Annotated in this window: 19 protein-coding genes; 9 read left to right on the plus strand and 10 right to left on the minus strand. The window is 62.8% G+C overall.

Annotated elements, in window-relative coordinates:
* The first annotated feature begins 143 nt into the window (after positions 1-143).
* Positions 144-557: a response regulator gene (locus LF599_RS12425; RefSeq protein WP_269942180.1), complete on the plus strand. Its 414-nt coding sequence runs from the start codon at positions 144-146 to the stop codon at positions 555-557.
* A 9-nt stretch (positions 558-566) separates the two neighbouring features.
* The gene (locus tag LF599_RS12430; protein ID WP_279520998.1) at positions 567-2,642 is read left to right on the plus strand and encodes an ATP-binding protein; all 2,076 of its coding nucleotides are present in this window, start codon (positions 567-569) and stop codon (positions 2,640-2,642) included.
* Positions 2,643-2,700: 58 nt separating this feature from the next.
* Here the strand turns inward: LF599_RS12430 and LF599_RS12435 are convergent, their stop codons facing one another.
* The 4 genes from LF599_RS12435 to LF599_RS12450 all read right to left on the minus strand — a co-directional run bounded on the left by LF599_RS12435 (position 2,701) and on the right by LF599_RS12450 (position 9,330).
* Positions 2,701-3,711, minus strand: a complete 1,011-nt coding sequence (locus LF599_RS12435) for an electron transfer flavoprotein subunit alpha/FixB family protein (protein WP_269942176.1) — start codon at positions 3,709-3,711, stop codon at positions 2,701-2,703.
* Between the two features lie 11 nt (positions 3,712-3,722).
* Positions 3,723-4,532: an electron transfer flavoprotein subunit beta/FixA family protein gene (locus LF599_RS12440; RefSeq protein ID WP_279520999.1), complete on the minus strand. Its 810-nt coding sequence runs from the start codon at positions 4,530-4,532 to the stop codon at positions 3,723-3,725.
* Positions 4,533-4,974: 442 nt separating this feature from the next.
* Complete coding sequence (locus LF599_RS12445) at positions 4,975-6,816, minus strand: 4Fe-4S ferredoxin (protein ID WP_279521000.1); 1,842 nt, start codon at positions 6,814-6,816, stop codon at positions 4,975-4,977.
* Between the two features lie 357 nt (positions 6,817-7,173).
* Complete coding sequence (locus LF599_RS12450) at positions 7,174-9,330, minus strand: acyl-CoA dehydrogenase family protein (RefSeq protein WP_279521001.1); 2,157 nt, start codon at positions 9,328-9,330, stop codon at positions 7,174-7,176.
* A gap of 274 nt (positions 9,331-9,604) precedes the next feature.
* On the opposite strand from LF599_RS12450, the gene LF599_RS12455 reads away from it, so the two are divergent.
* The 3 genes from LF599_RS12455 (at position 9,605) to LF599_RS12465 (ending at position 15,605) form a co-directional block, all read left to right on the plus strand.
* On the plus strand, positions 9,605-13,435 hold the full coding sequence (locus LF599_RS12455) for a class I adenylate cyclase (protein ID WP_279521002.1): 3,831 nt from the start codon (positions 9,605-9,607) through the stop codon (positions 13,433-13,435).
* Positions 13,411-13,731, plus strand: a complete 321-nt coding sequence (locus LF599_RS12460) for an antibiotic biosynthesis monooxygenase family protein (RefSeq protein WP_279521003.1) — start codon at positions 13,411-13,413, stop codon at positions 13,729-13,731. Before LF599_RS12455 ends, LF599_RS12460 begins: the two co-directional genes overlap by 25 nt.
* A gap of 176 nt (positions 13,732-13,907) precedes the next feature.
* The gene (locus tag LF599_RS12465; RefSeq protein WP_279521004.1) at positions 13,908-15,605 is read left to right on the plus strand and encodes a Na+/H+ antiporter NhaC family protein; all 1,698 of its coding nucleotides are present in this window, start codon (positions 13,908-13,910) and stop codon (positions 15,603-15,605) included.
* Between the two features lie 77 nt (positions 15,606-15,682).
* Here the strand turns inward: LF599_RS12465 and LF599_RS12470 are convergent, their stop codons facing one another.
* The 4 genes from LF599_RS12470 to LF599_RS12485 all read right to left on the minus strand — a co-directional run bounded on the left by LF599_RS12470 (position 15,683) and on the right by LF599_RS12485 (position 18,784).
* Positions 15,683-16,162, minus strand: coding sequence for a GNAT family N-acetyltransferase (locus LF599_RS12470; protein ID WP_279521005.1), 480 nt, complete (start codon positions 16,160-16,162; stop codon positions 15,683-15,685).
* Between the two features lie 2 nt (positions 16,163-16,164).
* Complete coding sequence (locus LF599_RS12475) at positions 16,165-17,004, minus strand: DNA polymerase III subunit delta' (protein WP_279521006.1); 840 nt, start codon at positions 17,002-17,004, stop codon at positions 16,165-16,167.
* A 13-nt stretch (positions 17,005-17,017) separates the two neighbouring features.
* On the minus strand, positions 17,018-18,280 hold the full coding sequence (locus tag LF599_RS12480; protein WP_279521007.1) for an adenylosuccinate synthase: 1,263 nt from the start codon (positions 18,278-18,280) through the stop codon (positions 17,018-17,020).
* A 111-nt stretch (positions 18,281-18,391) separates the two neighbouring features.
* Positions 18,392-18,784: a hypothetical protein gene (locus LF599_RS12485; RefSeq protein WP_279521008.1), complete on the minus strand. Its 393-nt coding sequence runs from the start codon at positions 18,782-18,784 to the stop codon at positions 18,392-18,394.
* Between the two features lie 242 nt (positions 18,785-19,026).
* On the opposite strand from LF599_RS12485, the gene LF599_RS12490 reads away from it, so the two are divergent.
* Positions 19,027-20,301 (plus strand): IMP cyclohydrolase, encoded by a 1,275-nt coding sequence (locus LF599_RS12490; RefSeq protein ID WP_279521009.1) that lies wholly within the window; start codon positions 19,027-19,029, stop codon positions 20,299-20,301.
* A gap of 57 nt (positions 20,302-20,358) precedes the next feature.
* Here LF599_RS12490 and LF599_RS12495 read toward each other — a convergent pair whose 3' ends face one another.
* Entirely contained in the window at positions 20,359-20,655 is a 297-nt protein-coding gene (locus LF599_RS12495) for a SemiSWEET family sugar transporter (RefSeq protein WP_269942171.1), read from the minus strand.
* 90 nt (positions 20,656-20,745) lie between these two features.
* Here LF599_RS12495 and LF599_RS12500 point away from each other — a divergent pair, with 90 nt between their 5' ends.
* The 3 genes from LF599_RS12500 to LF599_RS12510 all read left to right on the plus strand — a co-directional run bounded on the left by LF599_RS12500 (position 20,746) and on the right by LF599_RS12510 (position 24,425).
* On the plus strand, positions 20,746-22,800 hold the full coding sequence (locus LF599_RS12500; RefSeq protein WP_279521010.1) for a ribonuclease catalytic domain-containing protein: 2,055 nt from the start codon (positions 20,746-20,748) through the stop codon (positions 22,798-22,800).
* A 70-nt stretch (positions 22,801-22,870) separates the two neighbouring features.
* Complete coding sequence (gene plsY / locus LF599_RS12505; protein WP_269942170.1) at positions 22,871-23,458, plus strand: glycerol-3-phosphate 1-O-acyltransferase PlsY; 588 nt, start codon at positions 22,871-22,873, stop codon at positions 23,456-23,458.
* A gap of 4 nt (positions 23,459-23,462) precedes the next feature.
* Positions 23,463-24,425: a cation diffusion facilitator family transporter gene (locus tag LF599_RS12510; RefSeq protein WP_279521011.1), complete on the plus strand. Its 963-nt coding sequence runs from the start codon at positions 23,463-23,465 to the stop codon at positions 24,423-24,425.
* On the opposite strand, the gene hflX is transcribed toward LF599_RS12510, so the two are convergent.
* On the minus strand, positions 24,422-26,029 hold the full coding sequence (gene hflX / locus LF599_RS12515; protein ID WP_279521012.1) for a GTPase HflX: 1,608 nt from the start codon (positions 26,027-26,029) through the stop codon (positions 24,422-24,424). The two genes, LF599_RS12510 and hflX, sit on opposite strands and share 4 nt — an antisense overlap.
* Positions 26,030-26,081 lie beyond the last annotated feature (52 nt).

Raw genomic sequence — 26,081 nt, forward strand, 5'->3', positions numbered from 1 at the left:
AACGGGCATCCGGCCGCTTGTATTGTCACTGAAACGACCAGCGGCATGTTCCGCTCCGCCTCGCCATGTCCGCACGCCGGACGACGCAAGCGGGAGGGCAGGACGGACCGCGCGGGACAGGAAAAAGACCAGAGGGAAACGACGTGAACAACCGGCAAACGGCGACAAACGGGTTCGCCCCACAAAGGAGCATCCTTGTCGCCGAAGACTCGGAGAGCAACCAGATGCTGCTCTCGCTGTTCTTCAGCAACTCGGGCTATGCTCTCGACTTTGCCTGGAACGGACGCGAAGCCGTGGAACTCTTCAAAAGCGGTTCCTACGGCCTGGTGCTCATGGACATCTTCATGCCCATCATGGACGGGCTGGACGCCACCCGCGAAATCCGCCTCTTCGAACGGGAACAGGGCCGACGCCCGGTGCCCATCGTGGCCGTGTCCGCCAACGCCTTCACCGAAGACCGCCAACGCTCGCTCAAAGCGGGCTGCACCGACTTCCTGGCCAAGCCAATCCACAAGGCCCACCTGCTCGAATTCGTCGCCCGCACACTAGGGGGTTAAGAATCGGCCATGACCGACCTAGCTTCACTCCGAAACATTCTTGAACTGCAGGAGCCGGACGCCGCCCTGGCCTGCCGGGGGGAGGGAGCCGAACCAGCCAACGCGCGGATCATCGAAGCCAACACAACCGCCTGCGACCTGCTCGGCCTGACCCGCGAAGAAATCCTGAACAGCACTCCCGGCGCGATCATCACCAATTTCTCTGCCCTGACCAAAGACGAATCCCATTTCGAAACCGGCTCCCGGCGCATTGAGCACACCCTGCGCTCCGGCACAGAGGAAACGCCGGTCGAAATCCGCTCCCACGCCCTGGGATTCGGTGACGAGCCTCTCTTCATTCTCATCATCCGGGACATCACGGCCAGAAGAGAACGGGAGTTCCTTGCCGACCTGAACGAGCAGCGATTCAGGGCCCTGTACACCATCTCTCGAATGATAAACCGGACCGAGGTGGAAATCCTCGACTACGCCCTGACCCAGGCCGTGCATCTTACCGACAGCCGCATGGGATATATCGGCTTCATGGACGAACACGAGACCTCCCTGACCCTGCGCCCGTGGTCCGTCTTCGATCCTAACGAATGCACCGTGGCCGACAAATCGCGCACCTTCCCCGTCGACAAGGCGGGGCTGTGGGCCGAGGCGATCCGAAGGCGAACGCCCGTCATCACCAACGACTACGCCAATGCCCCGGAGCGCCGAGGCGTCCCCGAGGGGCACATTCCCCTTTTCCGGCACATGAACGTCCCGGTCATCGACCACGACCGCATCCAACTGCTGGTCGGCGTGGCCAACAAGGACAGCGACTATACCGATTCCGACGTGGTCCAGCTTTGTCTCATAATGGACGGCGTCTGGCAGATTCTCCAACGCAAGCGCATGGAGAAGGAACTGGTCCGGGCCATGCACGAAGCCCGATTCGCGGACCGGGCCAAGGGCCAGTTCCTGGCCAACATGAGCCACGAACTGCGCACCCCGCTCAACGGCATCATGGGCATGACCCAACTGCTCCTGAACACGGGCGGGCTCACGGACGAACAGAAGGAGTACCTGAATCTCAGCCTGGAATCGAGCATCCAGCTCTCCCGGGTCCTCTCCTCCCTGCTCGACCTGTCCAACATCGAAACGGACTGCGAAAGCCTGAACAGGAAGGACTTCGACCTGCACGAAACCATCCGCTCCGCCACGGCCCTCCTGCTCCCCCAGGCCGAGATAAAGGACATCGGGCTCGAATGCCGTCTGGACAGCGCCCTCCCGGTCAAGGTCCACGGCGACGGGGAAAAGCTGCGCCAGATTCTCATCAATTTGGTGCACAACGCCGTGAAGTTCACGGAACAGGGAAAGGTCACAGTCTCCGCTTCATCCAAGGAAAGCCCGGACGCCCCCGGCCTGCTCACGGTTCACATCTCCATAGCCGACACGGGCATTGGCATCCCGGAAGACAAGCGGGAAGACATTTTCGAGCGTTTCATGCTTGGCGAGGACTTCATGACCAAGCGGTACAGCGGAGCGGGGTTGGGATTGACCATCTCCCGCAGGCTGGCCGAAATCATGGACGGGACCATCGGTCTCGAAAGCCGCCCCGGCGAGGGCAGCGTCTTTACCCTGACCCTGCCGCTTTTCGTTGTATCGGACCACCCCGAAACGGCCGCTTCCAAGGAAGAACTCGCCCTTCGCCTGAACATACTCGTGGCCGAGGATGACGAGATAAACGCCCTGGCCACCACCCGCCTGCTCAGGGAGCACGGCCACAACGCCGCTGTGGTCGCCAACGGCCAGCACGTCATCGACGCCCTGATGCAGGGCGGCTTCGACCTCGTGCTCATGGATGTGCAGATGCCGATCGTCAATGGCCTGGAAGTCACGGAAATCATCCGTTCCGGCGCGGCCGAAGGCATCGCCGCCGACATCCCCATCATCGGTCTGACCGTCTTCGCAAACGACGAGGAACGAAAATGCTTCCGCGAGGCGGGCATGGACGAGGTCGTGACCATGCCATTCAACCCCTCGGATCTTCTGGAGGCCATCCTCAACGCGACGATCCACCACCGCCCGACCTGCCCCTTCCCCGCGCAACGGCCATAAAAAAAAGGCCGCACCCGAAAAACGGGCGCGGCCTGCATAATCATTGTCTCCGGCCGGATCAGCCGAGCAGCTCGTTGACCTTCGCCATGATGGCAAAGGCGTCGCCGACGTAGAGCACATCGCACTTGCCCTGGGCCCAGCCGCAACCGGCGTCCAGGTTGATGGCGCGGCGTTCCTTGATGAAACGCCAGCCGACCACGTGCGGCTCCTCGCCGTGGCAGCAGGAGGACAATCCCTTGGGATGGCGTGGGGTCGCGCCGGTCTGCCCGACCTGATGCATGTGCGTCAAGAACGAGATGACCTTGCCGCCCTCGCCCGAAATGTCCACCAGGGACTTGGACGAGCCAAGGGAGGACTTGGTGGTGTCCAGGAAGGACAGGATGGCCTTCTCGGCTTCCTCCACATGCGTGGCGCCGTCGGCCTGCTTCTTCGTCCAACCCGCGCCCGCCACGAAAAGCAGGTCGGCGTCCGGACGGATGGTCTGGGCATCCTCGGAGGCGCACTCCATGCCCGCCACCTTGGTTCGCACGGCGGAGACGTCCACGTCGAGCATCTCCACGCTCGCCGCGCCCGCGCCCTCGAAAGGCTCGGCGCAGCCGGAATCCAGCGTCACGATCCACGGCCGCTCTTCACGGGTGAGGACGCCTTCCATGCGCTGACGGTAGAACCACCGCTTGGCCACGGGCTTGCCGTCCACGGCCTCGAAGCCGGACAGGTGGGTGTCCACGCGGCCGTCGAGCCGGATGGCCAGACCAGGCAACGCGCGGCTGAAACGGGATGTGGCCGGAGCCACCACCACTTCGGGCGTGCACGCCTTGGCAATGGCCTCGGCGGCGGCAACGTCCGAGGCATAGCGGCCGTCGGCGAAATCGGAACCGGACACTCCATAGAATTTCGCGCCGCAACCGCCAATGGAATCGGCGGCGGCAGCGATATCCCCGCCGATAAGCCCCACGATCAGTTCGCAACCAAGGCCCTCGGCCGCGGTCTTGGCCGCGTTCAGAGCCTCAAGGGCGGACTTGTGCAGGGAATTGTCGCATTCGGTGTGAGCAAGATACAAAACAGTCATGGCTTTTCCCCCTAACCCTTGATCCATTCGACGATTTCCCTGGCCATCTCCTCCACCGGCACGTCCTTGACGATGCGGGTCTCGCGGCGCTGCTGCGGCAGTTCCACCGAGGAGAACTTGAGGGTCGTGCCGGAAAGGTCGGCGGGCTTGGCCTGCATCAGGGCGGGCATGTTCCGCTGCATGTTCTGCATACCGACCTGCGGATTGTTCGGGGGCTCGGGCAGTTCGCCGGTGGCCCAGCCGAACGCGGCGGGCGCGCCGTCCACGACAGACTTCTGGTATGCGCCGCCCTCCACGCGCTCAAGCACCTCCAGGGAGCCGTCGCCGCCCACGGTGAGCTTGTCCACACCCTGGAACTGCTCAGTCACGCCGAGCCTCTCGCCGACCATCTGGATGACCGCGCCAGAGCCGCGCGAAGCGGACTGCCAGCCGCCGAAGAGCAGCAGCTTGGACTTGTCCAGTCCGGCGATGCCCTCAATGGTTCCGGCCAGGGCCTTGGCGGTCTCGTACGCATCAGCGAAACCCGAAGCCGAACCGTCGGCCACGACCAGTTGGAACGGGACCTTCTGGGCCACGGACATCATGACCTGTTGCAGCTTGGCCTTGGGGCCGAGGCTGACCAGCCAGACCTGGCTGCCCGGATTGGCCGCCGCCAGATGCGCGGCTTCAAACAAAGCGTGCCCGGCCCACGGATCGAGCACGGCGGGAAGCATCATTTCATTCTTCAGGGACGGCCCGGCAGGTCCGTCCTGGGGCGCGAGGGTCTGGAGCGGGTCCGGAACGATGGAACCACAGACCACGATGTGGAATTCACTACCCATTCATTGTTCTCCTTAGATTAGCGGCGGCAATCGCATTTCTCATGCCGTCCATTTTCCGCTTTCGGCGATTTTTGCCTCCGGCGGCCAGAGAACCTTTTGAAAAAGGTTCTCTGGACTCTCCAAAACTTTTTTAGCGCCGCTTCGCGGAATGCGTCCGCGAGGAGGCGGCTTATCGACAAATCATTTCGCCAAAGGAGGCGGCGGAGTTCCAAAGGCCGCGGGCAGAATGCCTCCGGCGGCCAAAGAACCTTTTGAAAAAGGTTCTCTGGACTCTCCAAAACTTTTGGTGCCGCTTCGCGGAATACGTTCGCGAGAAGACGGCCTCATCAATGAACCAATTCGACGGAGGCGCCTACGGGGTTCCCAGGGGGCATAGCCCCTTGGACATCGAAAGCGAAATCACCCGACCAGTCCGCCAAAGGCGATCCATTCATTTCCTATCCTAATTCTCCACGGAATGCAGCCCGCCGGAACCGGCCATGAACTTGACGTTGGTCCGTTCACGGTCCTGGGGATCGGACTTGCTGCAATTCCACATGCACGCACCGCAGTGTATGCACTTTTCCCGATCGAAAAGCGGCGCGCCGCCCTCGGGATTGGTGTAAATGGCCTGGCCGGAACACGCTTCCACGCAGACCTGTTCGCGGCAGGCGGCGCAGATGACCGGATCGGCGAAGCGCACGTGGTCGCCGTAGCCGGGGTTGGCCTGAACCTTGCCGCCCATGAGCAAGGCGTCCTGGTGGGAAACCAGAAGCTGCCCGTCCAGCGGAATCTCGGGCCAGCCCGCGCGATTCATGAGCGCGTCGTGCAGGCTCGCGCCCTTTTTGGCGCATTCGGCGCGGATGTCGGAGATCTCGCCCGCCGGGATCACGTCCCGGTAGTAATCCTCGATGCTCGGGATGCGTTCCTGGGGCTTGAGCGCCTGGCCCGGCATGTTCAAAAGCCCGTTGGTAAGGCCGCTCAGTCCCATGCCGAGGAACCCGGACAACACGGATTTGGTGAAGCCGTCGCGCGATTTCTTGGCCACCTCGGCCTCCTTCTCGACCCAGGAAGCGCGGCGGCGGGAAACATAGGTGTTCTCCAGGTTTTCCTTGGTGAACTCGCGGCCGCTCTTGAGCAGCTCCAGCACGGCCTCGCCGAGCTGAACGCCCGTGGCCCACGCCTCGTCGACGCCCGCGCCGATGAGCACGTTGGTGGAGCCGGAGCCTTCGCCGATGCGTGCAAAACCGTCGCCGCAGAGAATAGGCTCGCCGCGCTTGCCCGACTCGTTCAGGGATTTGGCTCCCCAGGAACGCAAGGTGCCGCCCTGAAGCCGCTTCCACAGATACGGGTGCAGCATCCAGTGCTGCATGTAGCGGTAGGCCGTGCGCACGGGGTTGTCGAACCAGGACGGCACGAAGATGCCGAGGCTGGCCACATTGTCGGGGTAAACGTACAGGAAACCGAAAATTTCAGGTTCGGGGTAGCCGATGGTGTGCAGCACGGTGCCGGGTTGCCAGTCGCAGCCCTCGGGCAGGTCCACCACACACTTCATGCCCACGGCCCACTCGCGCTGGTGGTTGTCGCCGGGCATTCCGAGCTTGCGGTTGAGCGCCTGTCCCACCGCGCCCACCGGGCCGTCGGCAACCACGGTCAGGGCGGCCTTCATGTCCATGCCGGGCATGTAGCCCGCGCCCGGAGCGCCGTCCTTGTCCACGCCCTGATCTGCCATGCGCACGCCCTTGACGGCCTGTCCCTCCACGAGGGGCTCGGCCACGGGGCTGGACGGCCATATCTGGGCCATTCCCGTGCCCATCAGGTTCGCGCCCACCCACTGGTTGAACTGGCCGATGGAAAAGGCCAGCCCCGGATGCTTCTCCAGAAATGCGGGAATGTACGGCAGCTCATATGCGCCGTCCTTCATCCACCGGCCGAGCGCCTTGTCCGCCAGCTCGAACAGCTTCGGCCTGCGGCTCGCGCCAACGGGATCTCCGAGGTACAGAATTTTCTCTTCCCTGACCTCGCAGGCCATGGGAATCTGAGACAAATCAAGATCGGGGAAGCTCGCCTTGATGGCGCGGCCCTTGGTCACCACGCCCGAAACGCCGAAGCCGATGTCGTCGGCACGCTCGTAGCAGATGACCTGCGGCGGCATTCCCGGCATGACCTTGCTCTCGGCCGCGGGCGTGCCGTCCTCGTTCATCAGGCCGCGCGTCAGGGTTGTCAGAAACCCGCCCGCGGCAGGGCCGAAGCCCACACATACAATGTCCGTTTCCATCTCGACACGCGGCGTCTCGTCGCTCATTGGGTGCCTCCGGCGGCCGGGAGAAGGGGAAAGGGAACCCTTGAAAAAGGCTTCGCTCTCCCCTTGCCCCGGCCTCCCATCCCCTTTTTTCTCCCTGAACTTTTTGGGCCGCCATGCGGGATATGTCGGGAGGTGAGTCAGGCGTGCCCCTTCCCGGCGCGCCTGTGGGGTGGGTTTGGGTTGAAGTTTGAATCGTTCCGGGTGCGGGAATCAGCTCCGCGCTCCCCGCGCCGCCGTTATCATATATGACTGTCCTCTTCTCTTCCAGGCGGCGCACCGAAAAATATATATTGAAAGAAAGAACGCGAGAGGGAAACCTTTTTTAGAAGGCTTCCCTCTCGCTTTTTGCTATTTTGCTTACCCCTGCGGGTAATCGAGGGCTTCAGGAATCATCACTTCGGTCAGGGCGTTGCCCGCGCGGTCCTTGGCCAGACGGGAGCCGGCCAGGCACATGTCCACGGTCGCCTTGAGTTCGCGGAAGCGGACGAGGTCCGGACGAGCGCACTTGGACTGATCGCCCAGGGTGCCGTCCTCGGCGCATTCGCCCTTGGGCTCGCACTTCTCGGCGATACCGCCGTCCGGGGTCGGGCAATGGTTCCAGTTGAAACCGTAAACCAGCTCGGAACAGATGCGGGCGACCTCTCCGGCGGCGCGCGCCGCCTGGACGTGGCACAGGTCCTTGTAGAACCCGGTCAGATCGTCGAGGCCATCGGCCAGAATCGGGGACATGGGGCCTTTCTCGATAAGCTCCATGACGTCGCGGGCCAGGAAGTAGGGGCCAAGAATCCAGCCCAACGCATCGGCCATGGCGAAAGTAACGCCCTGCCGCTTGTTGTGATACAGCTTCCTGCCGTTCTCGTCCTTGCTCTCCTGCAGGTGGGCCAGGGTCCACTGCCACAGCTCCATGGCCGAAGCCAGCACGTAGCCGCCCAGACCGGGAACGTCCCTGCCCGCGCGGCGCATTTGCGCGATCCAGTTTTCCATGATGCAGCCGAAGATGTCGGAGGTCATGGTCATGGTCAGGTGGCGGCGCTGCACGGCCTCGGGGCCTTCGTAGGTGGCTTCGAGCTGGCAGTCGGTCCACTTCTGCATGAGGAAGCCGGGGCAGTCCTCGGTGATGCCGTAACCGCCGACCAACGCCACGGCCTCGCGCATCTTGTTGGCGCCTTCGCCAGTGTTCCAGAGCTTCACGCCGGGATTGAGGATGCCGGCCAGGGCCTCCATGTAGGCGTACTGGACCAGAGTGTCGTTCGAAAGCTCGTTGTAGCGGGCTTCGTCGCGCTCTTCGGCCGGGCCGTATTCCATGGCGATGAATTCTCGGACCTGATCGTGGAGCTGGCGCAGGGCGGACATCTGCTTGCGGATGCTCGTCACGCCTTCGGCCTCGAAATGGGCCTCCTTGGCCTTCTCGATGGGGTCGAAGCGATCGGCCAGCCGCGCGGCGGCAAAGGCCAGGGAGCAGCCCGCTTCGCCGGAAGCCCAGACATCGACGAGCCGCTGCAGGGCGTCCTCGTTGTTCTGGATGCCCTTGTCGAAGCGCGGGGAGCCTTCATGGCAGGCGTCACCGCCCCGGAACCGGTTGCGATGATAGCGGATGACCGGCTCGATGGCGGAAAGGAGCTTGGCCGAGGTCATCAGGCCCACGGGAATGCGGGTGCGGTGGAAGACCGCGCCGATGATCTCGGAGTGGTTGTACTTGGGCACGATCACGCCGTCGACCACGTCGTAGCCGCCAATGATGCGGGAGGCGGGAACCTTGAGGTTCAAAACGGGGTCGCGGGTGGAGGAAAGCTGATGGACCATCTTGAGGGTCGGCGCGCCGCGATCGAACACGCCTTCGTCGCCCTCTTCGAGGATGACCATGAAGGAGCCCTTGATTCGCTCGTCCTTGGACTCCACGGCAGCGGTGACGAAGTTGGCGAAGTCCATGTTGGTGATGAACCGGCCGCGCTTGTCGATCCGGAGCATGGGCTCCTCGCCGTCATTCCACTCTTCAACGGAAGCCTTGCCGCAAAGCACGCCGGTATCCACGCCCACGTAGGGAAGCGGCTCGGTCAAAGCAAACGCGCCGCGCCAGATTTCCCGGTCCTCGCCCGGCTGGGGCGGAACACAGGCGGACATGTACTTGTCGCGCTGTTCGGGGGTGCCCTTCTCGTGAATGGGAGCCAAAGCCAGGCAGGAGGCCAGCGAAGAGGTGGCCGCGCCCGCGTCGACCCAGGCCAGCTCGTAGGCGACCAGAGCGAGCGCGAGGTTCTTGGGACCTTCGATGTATCCGCCCTGATGGGGGTCCATGAACAGAGAGGTCAGACCGGATTGGTCGAAGGCGGTCAGGAGCTCGCCCTTCTGCTCGGTCCACTCATGGGTGTTGCGCGCCCCCTCGGCGACCAGCTTGGCCACGGTGGAGCGGGCGATGGACCGGGCGCTCTGCACGGACATCTGGATATCGAACCGCTCGGCGAAACGCCACATAATCTGACGGACGTCGTCTCCCGGAAGGGTACGAAGTGTATACATAGGTGTCATCCCTGAAATGTTGATTTGTACCGGATTTTTCAGAATCAATAATAGGTGGGGACGATAGGCCATTGTCATGGGTGAGTCAAAATGTTTTTATTCCTTAAACAAGTGTTTCAGCGGCTTCCCGAGCTTTTCAGGCCGTGTTTTCAACCCCTTGAAACACCCCGCTCCGCTCCCCCGTAAATCCGATGCGAAAAGGGGCCAACTGGGCTTTGACTTCGCCCCGGTTTCCCTGCACTATCGCGCCATCTTACCCAGGCAGCAAATGGTGATGAGCCACGACAATCCGAACATACGCACCCTGGCCTCGGCCATAGGCGTCCTGGCCGACGGCCCATCCTTGAATGACGGCCCCGGCATAGGACGGCTGGCCGAATCGTTCATGAGGTGGTGCGACCTGACCCCCCGTCCGTCACAGGCCGAAGCCGTGCCCCTTGGCGAGGCTGTTCTGGCCCTCTATCGACTGGCCTCGGGCTCCAGCGACATCCACACGATCCAGACTTGCCTCCGCGCCATGACGCGGTCAGGACGGTTCGGGCGGACTCTCTGCTCGCGCTTCATCGAGGGCCGCGACGCGCCGCTGCCCCAGCTCGCGCCCAAGGTCGCGTCCTGGCCCGCCACCGAGCGGCTGGCCTTGGCGCACGAGATGCTCAAGGACTTTCCCGGCAGAAAAAACAGGGACACCCTGACCTGGCTGGAAGAGCTGCTCAAGCCGCTCATGGGCACCGATCCCGAGGAGCTGGCCCCGTTCGTGGCCCGGCTCGGCGAACAGGGCGACACCCTGGCCTTCCCCGTCAAGCAGGCCATCATGAGCGGGCTGTTCGGCCGCTGGATCAACTCCCGGCTGACCAACGGCGTCGAGGGTCGGGAGCTGGAACAATTGTGCCTGGTCATCCGGGGAATGGGCGATGCGGCTTACGCCGAAGCCCTGGCCAAGGCCGTGGACCTGGGCCGCATCAAGGCGAACGTCGCGGCCCTGCGGACCATCGCGGCCGTGGCCGAAGCGGGCAACAAGACCATTCTCGGCGCACTCCTCAAAATTCTGCCCGCCGCCGACGTCCCCCTGGCCGGAGCCTGCCTCGACGCGCTCATAGCTCAGGACCATCCGGGAATCGGCAAGTTGCTGGCCTCGGTCCGCACCCGTATGCCGGGCATCCGCGCGGCTGCCGTCTCCCGCGCCCCGCTGCTCGGCGACATCGGTTTCTTCCAGTATATCGCCTCACTGTCCGAGGACAAGCGGACCAATGCGCAGCTCGAAATGCTCGGCGCGCTCAAGGCCATCGCCCCGGACTTTGTCCGCAGCGTCTCGGATGACTGTCCGCCCAAGGGTATTTTTTCCCCGGACAGGGCCGGGGCCGGACCGCCCGCCGCGCCGCGCCGCGACGCCTTCGAACCTCCCAAGACCGGCCTTCTCAAACGACTCTTCCAGCCCAAGCCCAAAACCCTCCAAGCCCTTCTGGCCCGATCGCGCAACGTCCGAGACATGGAGCTCGATCCTTCAACCGTGGACGGCGAACGGCTGGAGAATCGCGAACTGACCGGGCTTGGACTCGCCGGCTCGGCCTTTGTCCGCGCCGGTTTCTCCAACATCAGGGTGGAGCGCGTCGACCTGGCGGACGGGCTGTTCCGAGGTTGCGACATCGTAGGCGCCAAATTCCGGGAAGTCCGCTTCACGGGAACCGAATTCGCCGACACCCGGTTCGAGGACTGCGTGTTCATGGACTGCGTCTTCTCGGACGCCTTCTTCTCGAACTGCACCTTCGAACGATGCCGCTTCCGGGCCTCCATCTTCAGCGAAACAGTCTTCCGCGACACCCGGATGACCCGCGCCGACTTCACCCTGTGCGGCCTGGCCGGAAGCGCCCTGCACGGCTGTACCCTGCACACGTCCAGATTCGAGGCGTGCGACTTTTCCTTCACCGAGCTTGTGGGCGACGATTTCCAGGGCGTTGAGTTGAGCCGATGCTGCCTGCACGCCATGTATGTCCGGGACTGCATCCTGGCGTCCATGGAACTGCCCGGCTCGCCGGTCACCAGGTCCATCATCAAGAACTCGGACGCTGGCCATCCCCAATTCCTGGCCAACCGCATCCGCCAAATGACCCTGTTCGCCCGCGAAGTGGAACGAAACGGCACCCCCTCGGCCGGTGAAACCGATCCGTTCGCGGTCCAGAGGGTGCTGATCGCCTGGTCCAGAGAGCTGACCTTCATGCGCCGGGAGCGGCGTATGCTCGACAACAACCGCCAGCGTATGCACAGGGCGATAGGGACCCTGTCTCACGATCAGCAGACGTTCCTGCGGATGCTCCCGTTGCTCCTCGACAGCGACGTCTTCGAACGGCGCTACAACTTCGGCAAGATTCCCTCCTGCCGCGTGTGGGGCTACCATCCCGGCCTGACCGACCTGGAGGTGGTCCGCGAACGGCTGGGCGTCGTCCCGGGACGCCGCACCGGACCGGAAATCCGCATCCAGGCCGTCTACGCCATGGGCAGCCTGGGCACCGTGGCCCAGACCTCGCGCTCCGATCTGGACTGTTGGATCTGCTACGACGGCGACGTGACCATGGCCATGGAACACGGACTTAAACGCAAGCTCGACGCCATGGCCCTGTGGGCCCACAGCGAATACGACCTGGAGGTCCACTTCTACCCCATGCGCATGGACGATGTGCGCGAAAACCGCTTCCTCTCCGGCGACGAGGAAAGCTCGGGCTCGGCCCAGGTCCTGTTGCTGAAGGAGGAGTTCTACCGCACCGCGCTCAAATTGGCGGGCAAGAACATCGCCTGGTGGGTCACCCCGGCGGGAGCGAGCCGCAAGACCTATGAAGCCTGTATCCGCGCGGCCCGGCGCTACCCCCTGTGCGGCAAGCCCCGGTTGGAGGACTTCGGCTACCTTGCCGAAGTGCCGCCGGACGAATATTTCGGCGGTTCCCTCTGGCAGATGGTCAAGGCCGTGCACTCGCCCTTCAAGTCCGTGCTCAAGCTCGGCCTGCTCGAAACCTATTCCTCGCCCGGCGCGTCCGGCCTGCCCCTGTGCGACCGCATCAAGCGCAACCTCATCCGCAACCGCCAGGGCAAGATGGACACCGACCCGTACACCGCCCTTTTCTCCACCCTGCACGCCTACTACTCGGAACGCGGCGAGAACAACGCGGCCGCCCTGCTCAAGGAATCCTTTCGGCTCAAGGCCAACCTCCCGGACATCCCTCTGTTCATGAACCTGCCTGCCCGGCCCGAGGACGAAAGCCTCATCTCGGTCCTGTTCGGCTCGGGCTACGTGGAACCCGGCAGGCTGGCCGAGTCGCACCGGGCCTGGCCCTTCGAAAAATCCTTGCGCATGGGCTCGCACGTGCGCCGGTACATGGTCGACACCTACCGCCGAATCCAAGAAGGTCTCTCGCCCAAGGGACGGCCCAAAGCTCTGGTCAGCCCCGAAGATCTGACCCGCATGGGCCGCCGCATCGCGGCCAACTTCGCGAACAAAAGCAACAAGATCATGCGCGTTCCGTTCATGGACGTCAGGGAAAACGGCTTCTCCATCCTGCACTTCGCGGCAGGCAAGGCCCAAGGCAAGCCGACCGAATGGACCGTGCGCGGCGGCGAGCGGATGGACGCCAAGCAGTCCGCCGAAAATCTTCAGATTCTGCACCGCAACCAGGACCCGATCCATCTGCTGGCCTGGCTTCTGGCCAACCGGATCTACCATCCCGACAGCCTGTTGCAGGCCGACCGCTCCATCGCGCCCATGGCGTTGACGGACCTCCAGCACCTCATGGCCGCCCTGCATGAGTTCTTCCCCTTCGCCGAGACTTTCGAACCGGACATCAACGAGGGACTGCGCTCCGAAGAGGTGAACCGGGCCTTCTTCATCCTCAACCTGACCGACCCGCCCGAAACCGGACGCATCGAACATGTGGCGGTGATCTATGCCACCAACTGGGGCGAAATGTTCTGCCGCACTTTCCCCCGGCCGGGTCAGCTCCTGGAACACAATCCGACCGTATTCCTGTCCGAAAAGATCGACCAGCCCATCGCCCTGTCGCCTAAACTGGAAATTTTCACACCCAAGGGGGCTCAATGCAAACGAATCAGCCTGGCCTGACGAGCCCCTGCTACGCGGTGATCTTCACTTCCACGCGCACCGACACGGACGACGGCTACGCCGAAACCGCCGCGCTGATGCTCGAACTGGCACGGTCCATGCCCGGCTTCCTAGGGGTTGATTCCGCCCGCGAAGAGATCGGCCTGACCGTTTCCTATTGGGAAAGCCTGGAGGCCATCCGCGCCTGGAAGGAACACCCGAAGCATCGCGCCGCCCAAGAGCACGGGCGGCGGAAGTGGTATTCGTCGTTCACGACCCGCGTCTGCCGGGTGGAACGGGTTGAAATGTTCCCCTGATACCTCCCCCATATTCAATTTTTCTACAATTCATCCGGTTGTCGATACGTTAACCCATCGACAAAACCTGGTGAATGATATATGCCTCCACACCGTCGTCACCGCATAGTATTTTGTTTTTTGTACCAATTTTGGTTTTTTTCGCACTTCAATGAGCTATTTTCAAAGGGAAGTTCATGCGCACACCACTCACTCTCGCGGCCGTCTGCATGGCGGCCGCATTCATGCCGGACCAGGCTTTGGCCGCCGATGCCGCCACAGCCGCTGACAACGCCCTCCAATGGGGCGCACTGACCCTTATTCCGCCCCTGTTGGCCATTATCCTGGCTTTCGCGAGTAAGAACGTCGTCCTGTCGCTGTTCATCGGCGTGTTCTCGGGCTGCTTCATGCTGGAACTGAAAGGCTTCGACGTCTACCACGCCACTATCGGCGGCTTCCTGCACCTTTCCGGCCAGGTCCTGTCCTCCCTGGCCGACCCGTGGGACGCAGGCATCGTGCTCCAGGTCCTGGCCATCGGCGGACTCATCGCGCTCATCTCCAAAATGGGCGGAGCGCAGGCCATCGCCGAAGCCATCTCCAAGTGGGCCAGGACGCCCCGCTCCTCCCAGTTGGCCGCCTGGTTCATGGGACTTTTCATCTTTTTCGACGACTACGCGAACTCCCTGACCGTCGGCCCGATCATGCGCCCCGTCACGGACCGCCTGCGCATCTCCCGCGAAAAACTGGCCTTCATCATCGACGCCACCGCCGCCCCTATCGCGGGCATCGCGCTGATCTCCACCTGGGTGGCCTACGAAGTCGGCCTGATCCGGGACGGCTACCAGGCCATCGGCCTCGGCGGCAACGCCTACGGCATCTTCGTCCAGACCATCCCCTACCGCTTCTACAACATCTACATCCTGCTTTTCATTCTCCTGGCCGTATGGCTCAAACGCGACTTCGGCCCCATGTACAAGGCTGAAATCCGCGCCAGGAAGGAAGGCAAGGTCATCGCCGACAACTCCGTGCCCATGGCTTCCGACGAAGCCACCACTCTTGAACCGGCCTCCCACGTGAAGCCGTCCGTCTGGAGCGCCATCCTGCCCATCGGCACCCTCATGGTCGCCGCGTTCCTCGGCTTCTACTTCAACGGCTACAACGCCATCGACGATCCTGCCGTTCTGGCCACGGTGAACGCCTCGCCCCTGAGCTTCACGGCCATGCGCACCTGCTTCGGCGCGTCCGACGCCTCGGTGGTTCTGTTCCAGGCCGCTCTGCTCGCCTCCCTGGTGGCCATCGCCATGGCCATAAGCAAAAAGATCATGCCGCTGAAGGACGCCATCGAAACCTTCGTCACCGGCATCAAGTCCATGAACATCACGGCCGTCATCCTGCTCCTGGCCTGGTCCCTGTCCGGCGTCATGAAAGAGTTGGGCACCGCCACCTATCTGGTCGGCGCACTGTCCGACACCCTGCCCGCCTTCATGCTGCCGTCCATCATCTTCATCCTGGGGTCGATCATCTCGTTCGCCACGGGCACGTCCTACGGAACCATGGGCATTCTCATGCCCCTGACCATTCCCCTGGCCTTCGCCCTGAACCCGTCCCCGGAATTCGTGATCCTTTCCGTGGGTTCGGTCCTGACCGGAGCCATCTTCGGCGACCACTGCTCGCCCATCTCGGACACCACCATCCTGTCCTCCATGGGAGCGGGCTGCGATCACATCGACCACGTGCGGACCCAGTTGACCTACGCCGTGACCGTGGCCACCCTGGCCATCCTCACCGGCTATCTCCCTGCCGGTCTCGGCCTGCCCGTCACCCTGACCCTGCCGCTGGGCATCCTAGCCACGGCTCTGGTCATTCGCTTCGTGGGACGCAAGGTGGACGCCTAGTCCCCATCATAAACACAAACAAAAACGCCCGGATCGGTTCACCGATCCGGGCGTTTTCCGTTGCGCAACCAAACGCGCTAAAAACGATGGCGATAGTATTTCACATCCACATCCATGAGCGGGACCGAATCCGGCACATCCTCCCTGGAGACCTCGGTAAAGCCGGACTTTTCGTAGAAACGATGGGCCGCATGGTACACGTCCACGGTGCCGAGATATATCTCGCGAACGCCCTTCTCCCGCGCATGGTCGAGCAGGGTCCGCATGAGCGCCGCGGCAATGCCGCGCTCCCGGCCCCTATAGGCCTGCTTCACGAACATCTTCCGCAGGGCGCAAACGCCGTCCCCCACATCCTTGAGGGCAAGGGTCCCGACAAGCTCGTCGTCTTCGAAGGCGAGCCAGAAATTTCCCGCGCCGCACTGGTAGTATTCAGGGATGCGCCGTAAATCCGGCTGACATTCAGCCGAAGTGGCCACGCCGAACTCGGCTATCTGGATGGTGGTGATAAGCTCGATGATCTCGTCGGCGTCGTGCCCGTGAAAAGGAACGATGCGCACAGCTACACCATACGGGTCGCGACCCAGTCCAAAACCATGGTTGGATTGACCGGAACCTGAGTGTTCAGGGCATCCTGGGCCTGCTCCAGAACCAGCCCGATACGCCGCAGGTCCGCCGGACCATATGCCCGGGCCATGCCCGCCGAGAGCGGCGTGCCGCATGAGCCGGACAGCGCCTCGCGCAGCTCGCGCTGCATTCCGAGCACCACGGCCATGGCCAGCCTGCGGTCAACCGCGCCGCGCACCTGCGTCCGTTCGAACCAGCCCCGGCGCGTCTGCCAGAAATTCACCAGTGCGGTGGTCCACTCCGTCACTTCGGGTGTATTCTCGCGCACATCGGGCCAAGCCAGGGTAACCACCCAGGAACGGGAAACCAGAGTTTCCAGGAGCCGCTCGCGCTGGGGCGCGGCCAGGACGAACACGTTGCCCGGCCTGGGCTCCTCCAACGACTTGAGCAGGGCGTTGGCCGCCTCGGTCATGAACATCTGGGCTTCGGCAAAAATGCTCACGCGGTAGCCGTCGCCGTTTGGCGGCTGGCCCCAGGTGGAACGCTTCTCGCGCACGGACTCCACTTTGATGAGCCCTTCGCGACCGTCGAAAAAAAGGAGATCGTTGAAGGCCAGGTCGGCGATCTGCCGACACGCGGCGCACCGGCCGCACGGCTCCGCCCCGGACTCGCAATTGAGCCGCATGGCCCAATACAGGGCGAGGGCGACGCGGGATTCCGCGTCGCCCCCCTCGATAACTATGGATTGGGGCGGATCATGAGCAATGGCGTTAAGCCGCCTGACCGCGTGCTCCTGCCCCTCAAGGCGGGCCAGCAGGTCGTCGCACAGCGTCATGCCCTGCGCCCTCCTAGAAGGTCTGAACTCTGTCCGGGCCGACCGAAACGATGCCGATCTTGACGCCGGTGATTTCCTCGATCCGCCGCAGATACTTGACCGCGTTCTCCGGCAGGTCGTCCCAGCCGCGCGCGCCCGAGATATCCTCGTCCCAGCCGGGCAGGGTCTCGAAGACAGGAGTGACGTGCGCCATGCCGTTCTGCTCCTGGGGCGGATAGGCGATGGTCTCGCCGTTATACTCGTAGGCCACGCAGAGCTTGACTTCCTTCATGCCGGACAGGACGTCCAGCTTGGTGATGGCCAGCTCGGTGGGACCGTTCAGGCGGGCGGATTCCTTGAGCACGACCAGGTCGAGCCAGCCGCAGCGGCGCTTGCGCCCGGTGGTGGCCCCGAACTCGTGGCCATTGGTCTGCAGGTACTCGCCGTCGGCGTCGAGCAGTTCCGTGGGGAACGGGCCGCTGCCAACGCGGGTGGTGTACGCCTTGACGATGGCGATGATCCGGTCCAGCTCGCGCGGCGAACAGCCGGAGCCCGAAGCCGCATTGGCGGTGACCGTGTTGGACGAAGTAACGAAAGGATAGGTGCCGTGGTCGATATCCAGATGCGTGCCCTGCGCGCCTTCGAACAGGACGCAGTCCGCCTCCTGAATGACCGTGGACACGTCGCCGAGATACGGCACAAGCCGCTCGGCCACGGGCATGACTTCGTCGAAGACCGCCTGGGCGTCCATGGGTTCGGCGCCGTACAGGTGCTTGAAGAGCACGTTCTTCTCTTCCAGCGCGATGACGATCTTCTCCTTGAGCAGATCGGGATCGGCGAAATCGCCTGCCCGGATGCCGCACCGGTGCATCTTGTCCTCGTAGCACGGGCCAATGCCCCGGCCGGTGGTGCCGATCCTGCCGTCATCGGAACGGGAGGACTCGCGAGCCGAGTCCATGAGCCGATGGTAAGGCATGATGATATGGGTTTTCTTGCTTATCATCACCCGGCCGGCGGACACGTCCACGCCCTTGGCGGCGAGCTTGTCCAGCTCCTCGCAGAACACGAACGGGTCCAGGACCACGCCGTTGCCGATAAGGCACTTCTTGCCGGGGTGCAGGATGCCGGAAGGAATAAGGTGCAGAATGCACTGCTCGCCGTCGACCACCAGGGTATGCCCGGCGTTGTTGCCGCCCTGGAAACGGACGATGGCGTCCGCCTTCTCGGCCAGCATATCGACGACCTTGCCTTTACCTTCGTCTCCCCACTGGGAACCGAAAACCACCATATTGGACATTGTTAGCTCCTTGAAATACCGGAATTCCGAACCCCGGCTTGGAATGCGCGCACAAACGGTTATATTCCGTAAATATAAATGAGGGCCCGTGTCAACCGGCCAGTGCGTCGTTTACTTGTTGTTCTTGGGCGTGAGGGTGAGCAGCTTGCCGCGCCGATCCTTTTTTTTCGGCCCGTTCTTGCACGCGGCCTTTTCTTCGGCGAGCTCGCCTTCCACCGGCCCTGCGGACTGTTCGGGCGCGGTAAGGGCCGCCAGGTCGATCTCCACCGGCCCGTCTCCGGGCTGGCGGGACTGGGCCCAATTGTAATTGAAAAGCTGATTCTTCAGACGGGTGGACTGGATGAGGTTGAACACCAGAACCGATTCCTCCCATCGCTTGGTGGGCTCGAAATTGCGGACCTTCTCCGCATATTTTTCCCACAGGCTCATGAGCGAAGCCTCGTCGTATGCATTGATCTGACGGGCGAGCTTCAAGAGCGCCTTTTCCATGTAGCTTTCTGACATCGATGTTCCTTGATTGGTGAAAAAACGCACGCCGGGATGTTCTGCATAGCAAATATCGGCACGACCCGCCAAGGCAAAATCGCCCCCATTCCCGACAAAAAAACGCACCGTCGGCCCAAGCGGCAAACGGCATTCGGGGCGGCCGCCCGGCAACCGGGACGGGGCTTCCCGCAATCGTTGCCCGCCTGTGGAAGGTATGTTATGACCGCCCCCTCACACGGCAACAACAGGGAGTCCAACCGATGAGCGATTTGAAAAAGATGTACCATACTTTGCAGCAGGATCCGTTCCCCGCAGACATGAAGCTGACCCTGGGCGACCAGGAGCTGGTCTTCAGGAAGCGGACCTGGGAGATCGACGGCGAGACCAAGGGATTGCGCTACGGCGAAAACCCGGATCAGCCCGCCGCGCTCTACGAACTGGCCGAGGGGCAGCTTGAGGTCGGCGGCGTCAAATTCATCGGCGCGGGCCAAGGGCTGGTTTCCGCCCTGACCGAGGAGCACATGCTCCAGGCTGGCAAACACCCCGGCAAGACGAACCTGACCGACGTGGACAACGCCCTGAACATCCTTCAATACCTGTCCGCCAAGCCTGCCGCGCTCATCCTCAAACACAACAACCCCTGCGGCGCGGCATGGACCGAGGACGGTGTATCCGTCGCCCTGAAGCGCGCCTTCGAGGCCGACCGCATCGCCGCCTTCGGCGGAGCCGTCGTGGTCAACCGCAAGCTCGACCTGGCCACCGCCGAGCTGATTAACTCCGTATATTTCGAAGTCGTTGCCGCGCCCGAATTCGACGCCGACGCGCTCGCAGTGCTCAAGAAGAAAAAGAACCTGCGGATTCTCGAAATCCCGGGCATCTACGAACTGGAGAAGCTGTCCAAGACGCCTTTCCTGGACATCAAGTCCCTTTCCGACGGCGGCATGGTCCTGCAATTCTCCTTCCGCAACGCGATCCTGACCGCCAACGACTTCCTTTCGGCCGAGGCCGAGAAGGACGGCAACAGGTTCGTGGCCCGCGCCCCCTCCAGCCAGGAAGCGGACGACCTGCTCTTCGCCTGGGCCGTCGAGGCGGGCGTGACCTCCAACTCGGTGATCTTCGCCCGCGACGGCGTGACCACCGCCATCGGCACCGGCGAACAGGACCGTGTGGGCTGCGTGCTGCTGGCCGTGACCAAGGCGTACATTAAATATGCGGACCTGCTGTCCTCCAAGGAACTCGGCAAGTCTTTGTTCGAGCTCAAGCTCGCGGCCATCAAGGACCCGGAGATGAAAGCCAAGTTGGACGACATCGAAAAGCGCACCGAAGAGGCGCGCGGCGGCCTGCCCGGCTCCGTGGTCGTGTCGGACGGTTTCTTCCCGTTCCGCGACGGCGTGGACCTGTGCATCGACCAGGGCGTGACCGCCATCGCGCAGCCCGGCGGCTCCATCCGCGATCACGAGGTCATCACCGCCGTGAACGAGGCGACGCCGCAAGTGGCCATGGTCTTCACCGGACAGCGCTCCTTCAAGCACTAAAACGCCGGACGAAAACGATTGAATGGGCTTCGCCGGGCAGGAATTCGGCGAAGCCTTTTATTTGGAGCGGCTGTCGAACTCCCTGCGTGACGGCCTGCCGAAAACGAGTTTCATGACCAGGATGGACACGGCCAGGACCAAAGTGACGACATTGGCCAGGATAACGGCCAACGAACCGATCAGGACACCGTAGACCACCCACAGGGAAACCCCCAGGGTAAGCAGCAGGTACATGCGCAGTGAAATATCCGCCACGGAGCGAGTCCTCCAAGTGTGCAGAACCTGAGGGAAAAAGGCCAAAGTGGTGCAACAACCGGCCAGTATGCCGAGGAATTCGACGAAGTCCATGCGCATATGCCCCCATTACCTGCTCGGCCTTACCCTGACAACCGTTTCATGATAAATGGACCGGTAACGCAAACAAAGCAAAGAACCGATTTACATATGGCTAAAACAACCCCGCTCAGCCCCTCGGTCCGCCCCGGCACGGTGGTGGAATTCATGCATGGCGACCAACCCCAGCTCGCCTGGGTGCTGGAGGAGTCCTCCGGCAAGCTCCGTCTGTTGACCATCAACAAGCGTGAAATAAAACTGCCCACCCCCCGCCTGCTGCCCTGGCAGGGGCCCCTGCTGTCCGCCGACGCATCGCGCCAGGACATCCAGAACATCCTCAACGAACGCCAGGAGGCGCGCGGCGAGATTCAGGCGGGACTCGACGTCATGGAGATATGGGATCTGGCTCAGGGCGAGCTGGAATCCGCCCCCCTGACCTGGTTCGCCGACCTCGTATGGGAAGAATGGGACGCGGACCGGCTGGCCGCGCTTGGCAGGGCCATGCTCCAGGCCAAGACGCACTTCAAGTTCCGTCCGCCCGTTTTCGAGATATGGCCCGCCGAGAAAGTGGAGCAGAAGCTCAAGCTTCAGGCCGAGGAAAAGGAACGGGAGGCCATCACCGCCGCGGGCCAGACCATGCTCGGCGAGCTCTGGGCCGCCTATAGCCAGGGACGCAAGCCCCGTTTGCCGGAAATCACCCCGGACCTGACCAAGGGGCTGACCCGCATCCTCAGGGGCAAGGTGGGCGAGACCCTGGACGAGAACGACCGAAAAATCTGGACGGCCATATCCAAGGGATTGCCCGACACCCCGCATCTGGCGCTGCTCCTGGCTCAGACCTGGTCCATCCTGCCAGCCCACCACAACTACCACCTGGACGAGGCGGAATACGACTGGGGAAACGATTGGTCTGAATCCTTTTTGAGTGATATCAACGAGATAAAAAGTCGCTTTTCCAATCAAACCGAACTTCCCGAGATTGAGGATCTGGTCTCCATCGACGCCAGCACCACCCGGGACATTGATGACGCCTTCCGCATAGAAAAACACGGCGCCGGATACCGGCTGACCCTTGCTCTGGCCCGGCCGGAAGCCCATTGGGACTTCGGCTCGCCGCTCGACAAGGCGGTCCTGCACCGGGCAAGCAGTCTGTATCTGCCCGAAGGCACCAGCCACATGATGCCCGAGCAGTTGGGCACCAGCCAGTATTCCCTGCTGGAAGGCGAAGCGCGCCCTGCCCTGGTTACCGATTTCTTCCTTGCGGCCGACGGCACCCTGGAAAAGGTGGAGCCGCGAACGGCGTGGGTCCGGCTGGCAAAAAACACCACCTACGAAATAACGGACGCAGCCATCCGGGACCGGACGGACGAATCCCTGATGCTGGCCCACGACCTGGCGACCCGGCTCCTGGAACGGCGGCTGACTTCCGGCGCGTGCGTCATCCGCAGGCCCGAACCCATTGTCACCCTGGAGGGGAGCGGTGCGCAGACCTCGGTGCAAATCGAGATCAAGACGCCCAGCCCTCGCTCCGAGCTGGTCATCAGCGAATTCATGATCCTGGCCAACGCGGGCCTTGCCCGATGGGCGGCCGAACACGATGTGCCCCTGCTTCACCGGACGCAGGACATCGCCCTTCCGCCGGAAGCCGCTGGAATTTTTTCGGAACCGGCGGAAATACTGCGCTCGGTGAAACTGCTCCTGCCGCCGACCCTGGAAACCGCGCCCAAACGGCACGCGGCCCTGGGTGTCCCAGCCTATGCGCCCATCACCTCGCCCCTGCGCCGATACACCGATTTCGTGAACATGGCCCAGGTCTGCGCTTTTCTGAATTCCGGCCAGCCGAGACTCGACCGCGACGAACTGAACCAGCTCATCCCCCATCTGAACATGCGCATCCAGGCCGTGGGCGCGGTGCAGCGGTTCCGGCCCCGATACTGGAAGCTGGTCTACCTAGCCAAACGCCGCCGCGAATTTCAGCCCGCCGTGCTTGTGGACGAGACCGGGCCCATGGCCACGCTGGCCATGCCGCATCTCCAGGTCAACGTGCGCGCGCCGAAAAAGATGCTCGGAGACAAGCTCTACCCGGGGCAGAAATTCCTCATCAACTTCTCGCGCATCGACCCGCTGAACAACGAAATCAGACTGAGCGAAGCCCTGGAAGAGTAGACGCGGCTTCCATTATACCTGCAAAAACGCTACAACACGCAAAACTTGAGATCATAGCTGGAGAAATCACATGACGTTCATCTTCTGGATCCTGTTGGCCTATGTCCTCGGTTCCATCCCCTTTGGGCTGGTCATCGCCAAATCGGTGTGCAGCACCGACCCGAGGGAGAACGGCAGCAGAAACACCGGCGCCACCAACGTCGCCCGGCTGTGCGGCATGAAATACGGCATCGCGACCCTGGCCTGCGACGTGCTCAAGGGCCTCCTGCCCGTGGTCTTCGCGGCCTCCTGGATAGAATCGCCCTTCGCCTTGTCGCTGGTCGGCCTGGCGGCCATTCTGGGCCATGTCTTTTCCTGCTTCATGCACTTCAAGGGCGGCAAGGCCGTGGCCACCACCGTGGGCGTTTTCCTAGGGCTGGCCTTCTGGCCCGCGCTCATCGCCATCGCGCTGTGCCTGCTCATGGTCTGGCTCACCGGACACGTCTCCATGGGCTCCCTGACCTTCGCCCTGTCCCTGCCGGTGCTCATGCTCCTGTCCGGCAACCTTTCCTATATCCCGGTGGCCCTCGTCGTCATGCTCATCCTGTTCTGGCGGCACAAGGACAACATCCGGCGGTTGGCCCGGGGCGAGGAAAACCCCTGGCTGAAAAAGGAATAGCTTCGTGCGCCGAGCCTCCCCCAAACGGTACGCCGTCTACTCCATCGTGGCCTCCATCCTGACCCTGGTGCTGAAATTCGGCGCCTGGGGGATGACAGGTTCCGTCGGCCTGCTCTCGGATGCCACCGAGTCGCTGGTCAACCTGACCGCCGGAGTGCTCGCCCTGACAGCCATCACCATCGCCCTGCGACCGGCCGACGCGGACCATGCCTACGGCCACGGCAAGGCCGAATACTTCTCCAGCGGCATAGAGGGAGTGCTCATCATTGTTGCCGCCATCGGCATCGCCTATGCGGCCGTCATGCGCTTCCTCTCGCCGCAACCGCTGAACAACCTCGGCATTGGCCTGCTCCTGGCCCTGGTCTCCTCCCTCATCAATTTTCTCACAGCCCGGATCATGCTCCGGGCAGCCAAACGATTCGATTCCATCACCCTAGAGGCGGACGCCAAACATCTTCTCACCGACGTCTGGACCTCGGTGGGACTGGTGGCCGGGCTGGCCGTAATCATCGTCATGCCGGAATGGAAACTCCTGGACCCGATCATCGCCATAATCATGGCCGTGAACATCGTCTTCACGGGCGTAAACCTGCTCAAACGGTCCGTGGGCGGACTCATGGACGATTCCCTGCCCGACGAGGAACTCCAGCTCATCGCCAAGGCCATCCACAGCTACGCGGGCGACGAGTCCACCTTTCACGGGCTGCGCACGCGCAAATCCGGCCCCAGACGATTCATCGACTTCCATCTGGTTGTGCCCGGCTCCATGAGCGTGCACGATTCCCACGAGCTATGCGAGTTGATTGAGGAGCTGATCCACTCCAAATTGCCCAAAGCCGAAGTGACCATCCATGTGGAGCCGCTGGAAAGCGAAACCTCCTACGACGGCCATCAGGTGGGCGGCGAATGCGCGGCTTCCCTCGGCGGCCCGTGCATGGGTGTCGAGCGCGCCAAGAAAAAAGACTAGTTCACCTGCTTATCCCAGGGAAGATTGTCGAGAATGGCCTCGACCACCGGTTCCAGCGTGGGCCGGTCCACAGCCACCGCGGGAATGCCTTCGGGGTAGATGTTGCGCATGGTTTCCCGTCCTTCCTCGTCCAGCTTGTCCCACTTGTTCAGGACCAGGATGGACGGAATGGAGGAAAGGTCCATCTCGTCGAGAATGGCGCGAACCGCCTCGACCTGCTCTTCCACCTCGGGATGGGAGGCATCGCACACCTGCACCAGCAGATCGGCGGAATCCAACTCCTCCAAGGTGGCCTGGAACGCTTCCTTGAGGTCCGGCGGCAACCGGCGGATGAACCCGACGGTATCGGTCAGGACCACCTCGCGCTCCTCGGGAAAACGGATGCGGCGGCTTGTCGGGTCCAGGGTGGCGAAGAGCTTGTCCTCGGCCAGGACCTTGGACTGGGTCAAGGTGTTGAGCAGGGTCGACTTGCCCGCGTTGGTGTAGCCCACCAGGGAAACGATGGGCAGCCCGGCCTTGGCACGCCGTTCACGAGTCTGTGAACGATGCCTGCGGACCTGCTTCAGTTCGGCCTTGAGCCGGGTGAGCCGGTCGTTGGCCCTGCGGCGGTCGATCTCAAGCTTGGTTTCACCGGGCCCGCGCCCGCCGATGCCGCCCATGAGCCGGGACATGGCCCGGTTCTTACCCACCAGTCGCGGCAGGGTGTACTTGAGCTGGGCCATCTCCACCTGGAGCTTGCCCGACTTGGACGTGGCGTGCTGGGCGAAAATATCAAGAATAAGCTGAGTGCGGTCCAGGATCTTGCGCTCTGTGATCTCGGCCAGGTTGCGCATCTGGGTGGGCGAAAGCTCCTGATCGAAAATGATGATGGAGGCATTGGCCTGCAAGGCGCGGACTTCGAGCTCGGCCAGTTTGCCCTTGCCCATGATGAACTTGGGATTGCGCTTGCGCACCCGCTGGATCATGGTCCCGGCGGACACGATCCCGGCGGTGTCGGCCAGCTCGGCCAACTCGTCCAGGGAAAGCTCCTGCATCGGACGCGGGGTCTCGTCCACGCTGACCAGCAGAGCGCGATTCTCGTCCGTCCCGGTGCCCCGTCCGTCCGCCTGGCGGCCGAACTCGTCCTCAAGGGCGGTTGTGACGGCTCCGAGATCGTGTTCAAAGCGGTCCCAGCGCACGGGCGACAGCAGCTCGTAACTCTTCTCGTCGGGATTGGGCGGCAGCAGATGGGCGGCCTCCACGGAAACAGGCGCTCCCTCGCGCACGGTCAACACGGCCACGGAATCAAGCCGCAGGAAGACCATGTCCATGAGGTCCTCCTGGCTCAGGCTTTCGCCGGCCAGATGGGTATGCAGCAGCCGCAGGCCGCGCAGACGGCCGGAGCTCATACGGGCGCGCGGGAGTTCCGGAATGAAGATGGCGCGGTTGTCGCCCACCAGGACCATCTCGACTTTGCCCTGCCGGTCGATGAGCAATCCGATCTGACGGCCCGTTTCGCTCGACAGCTCGGCCAGTTCGCGGCCCTGCTCGGTGGTGTAGATCCCGGAAGTCGGGAACTGACGCTGATACAGCCGTGACAGCCGTTTGATATGGTTGGGCTTCAACCCTTGCAGGTTGCCCTTCGGTTTCTGGGCGATGACTACGCTCCCTGTTTGG

The sequence above is a fragment of the Pseudodesulfovibrio thermohalotolerans genome (assembly GCF_021353295.2).
GTDB classification, from domain to species: domain Bacteria; phylum Desulfobacterota; class Desulfovibrionia; order Desulfovibrionales; family Desulfovibrionaceae; genus Pseudodesulfovibrio; species Pseudodesulfovibrio thermohalotolerans.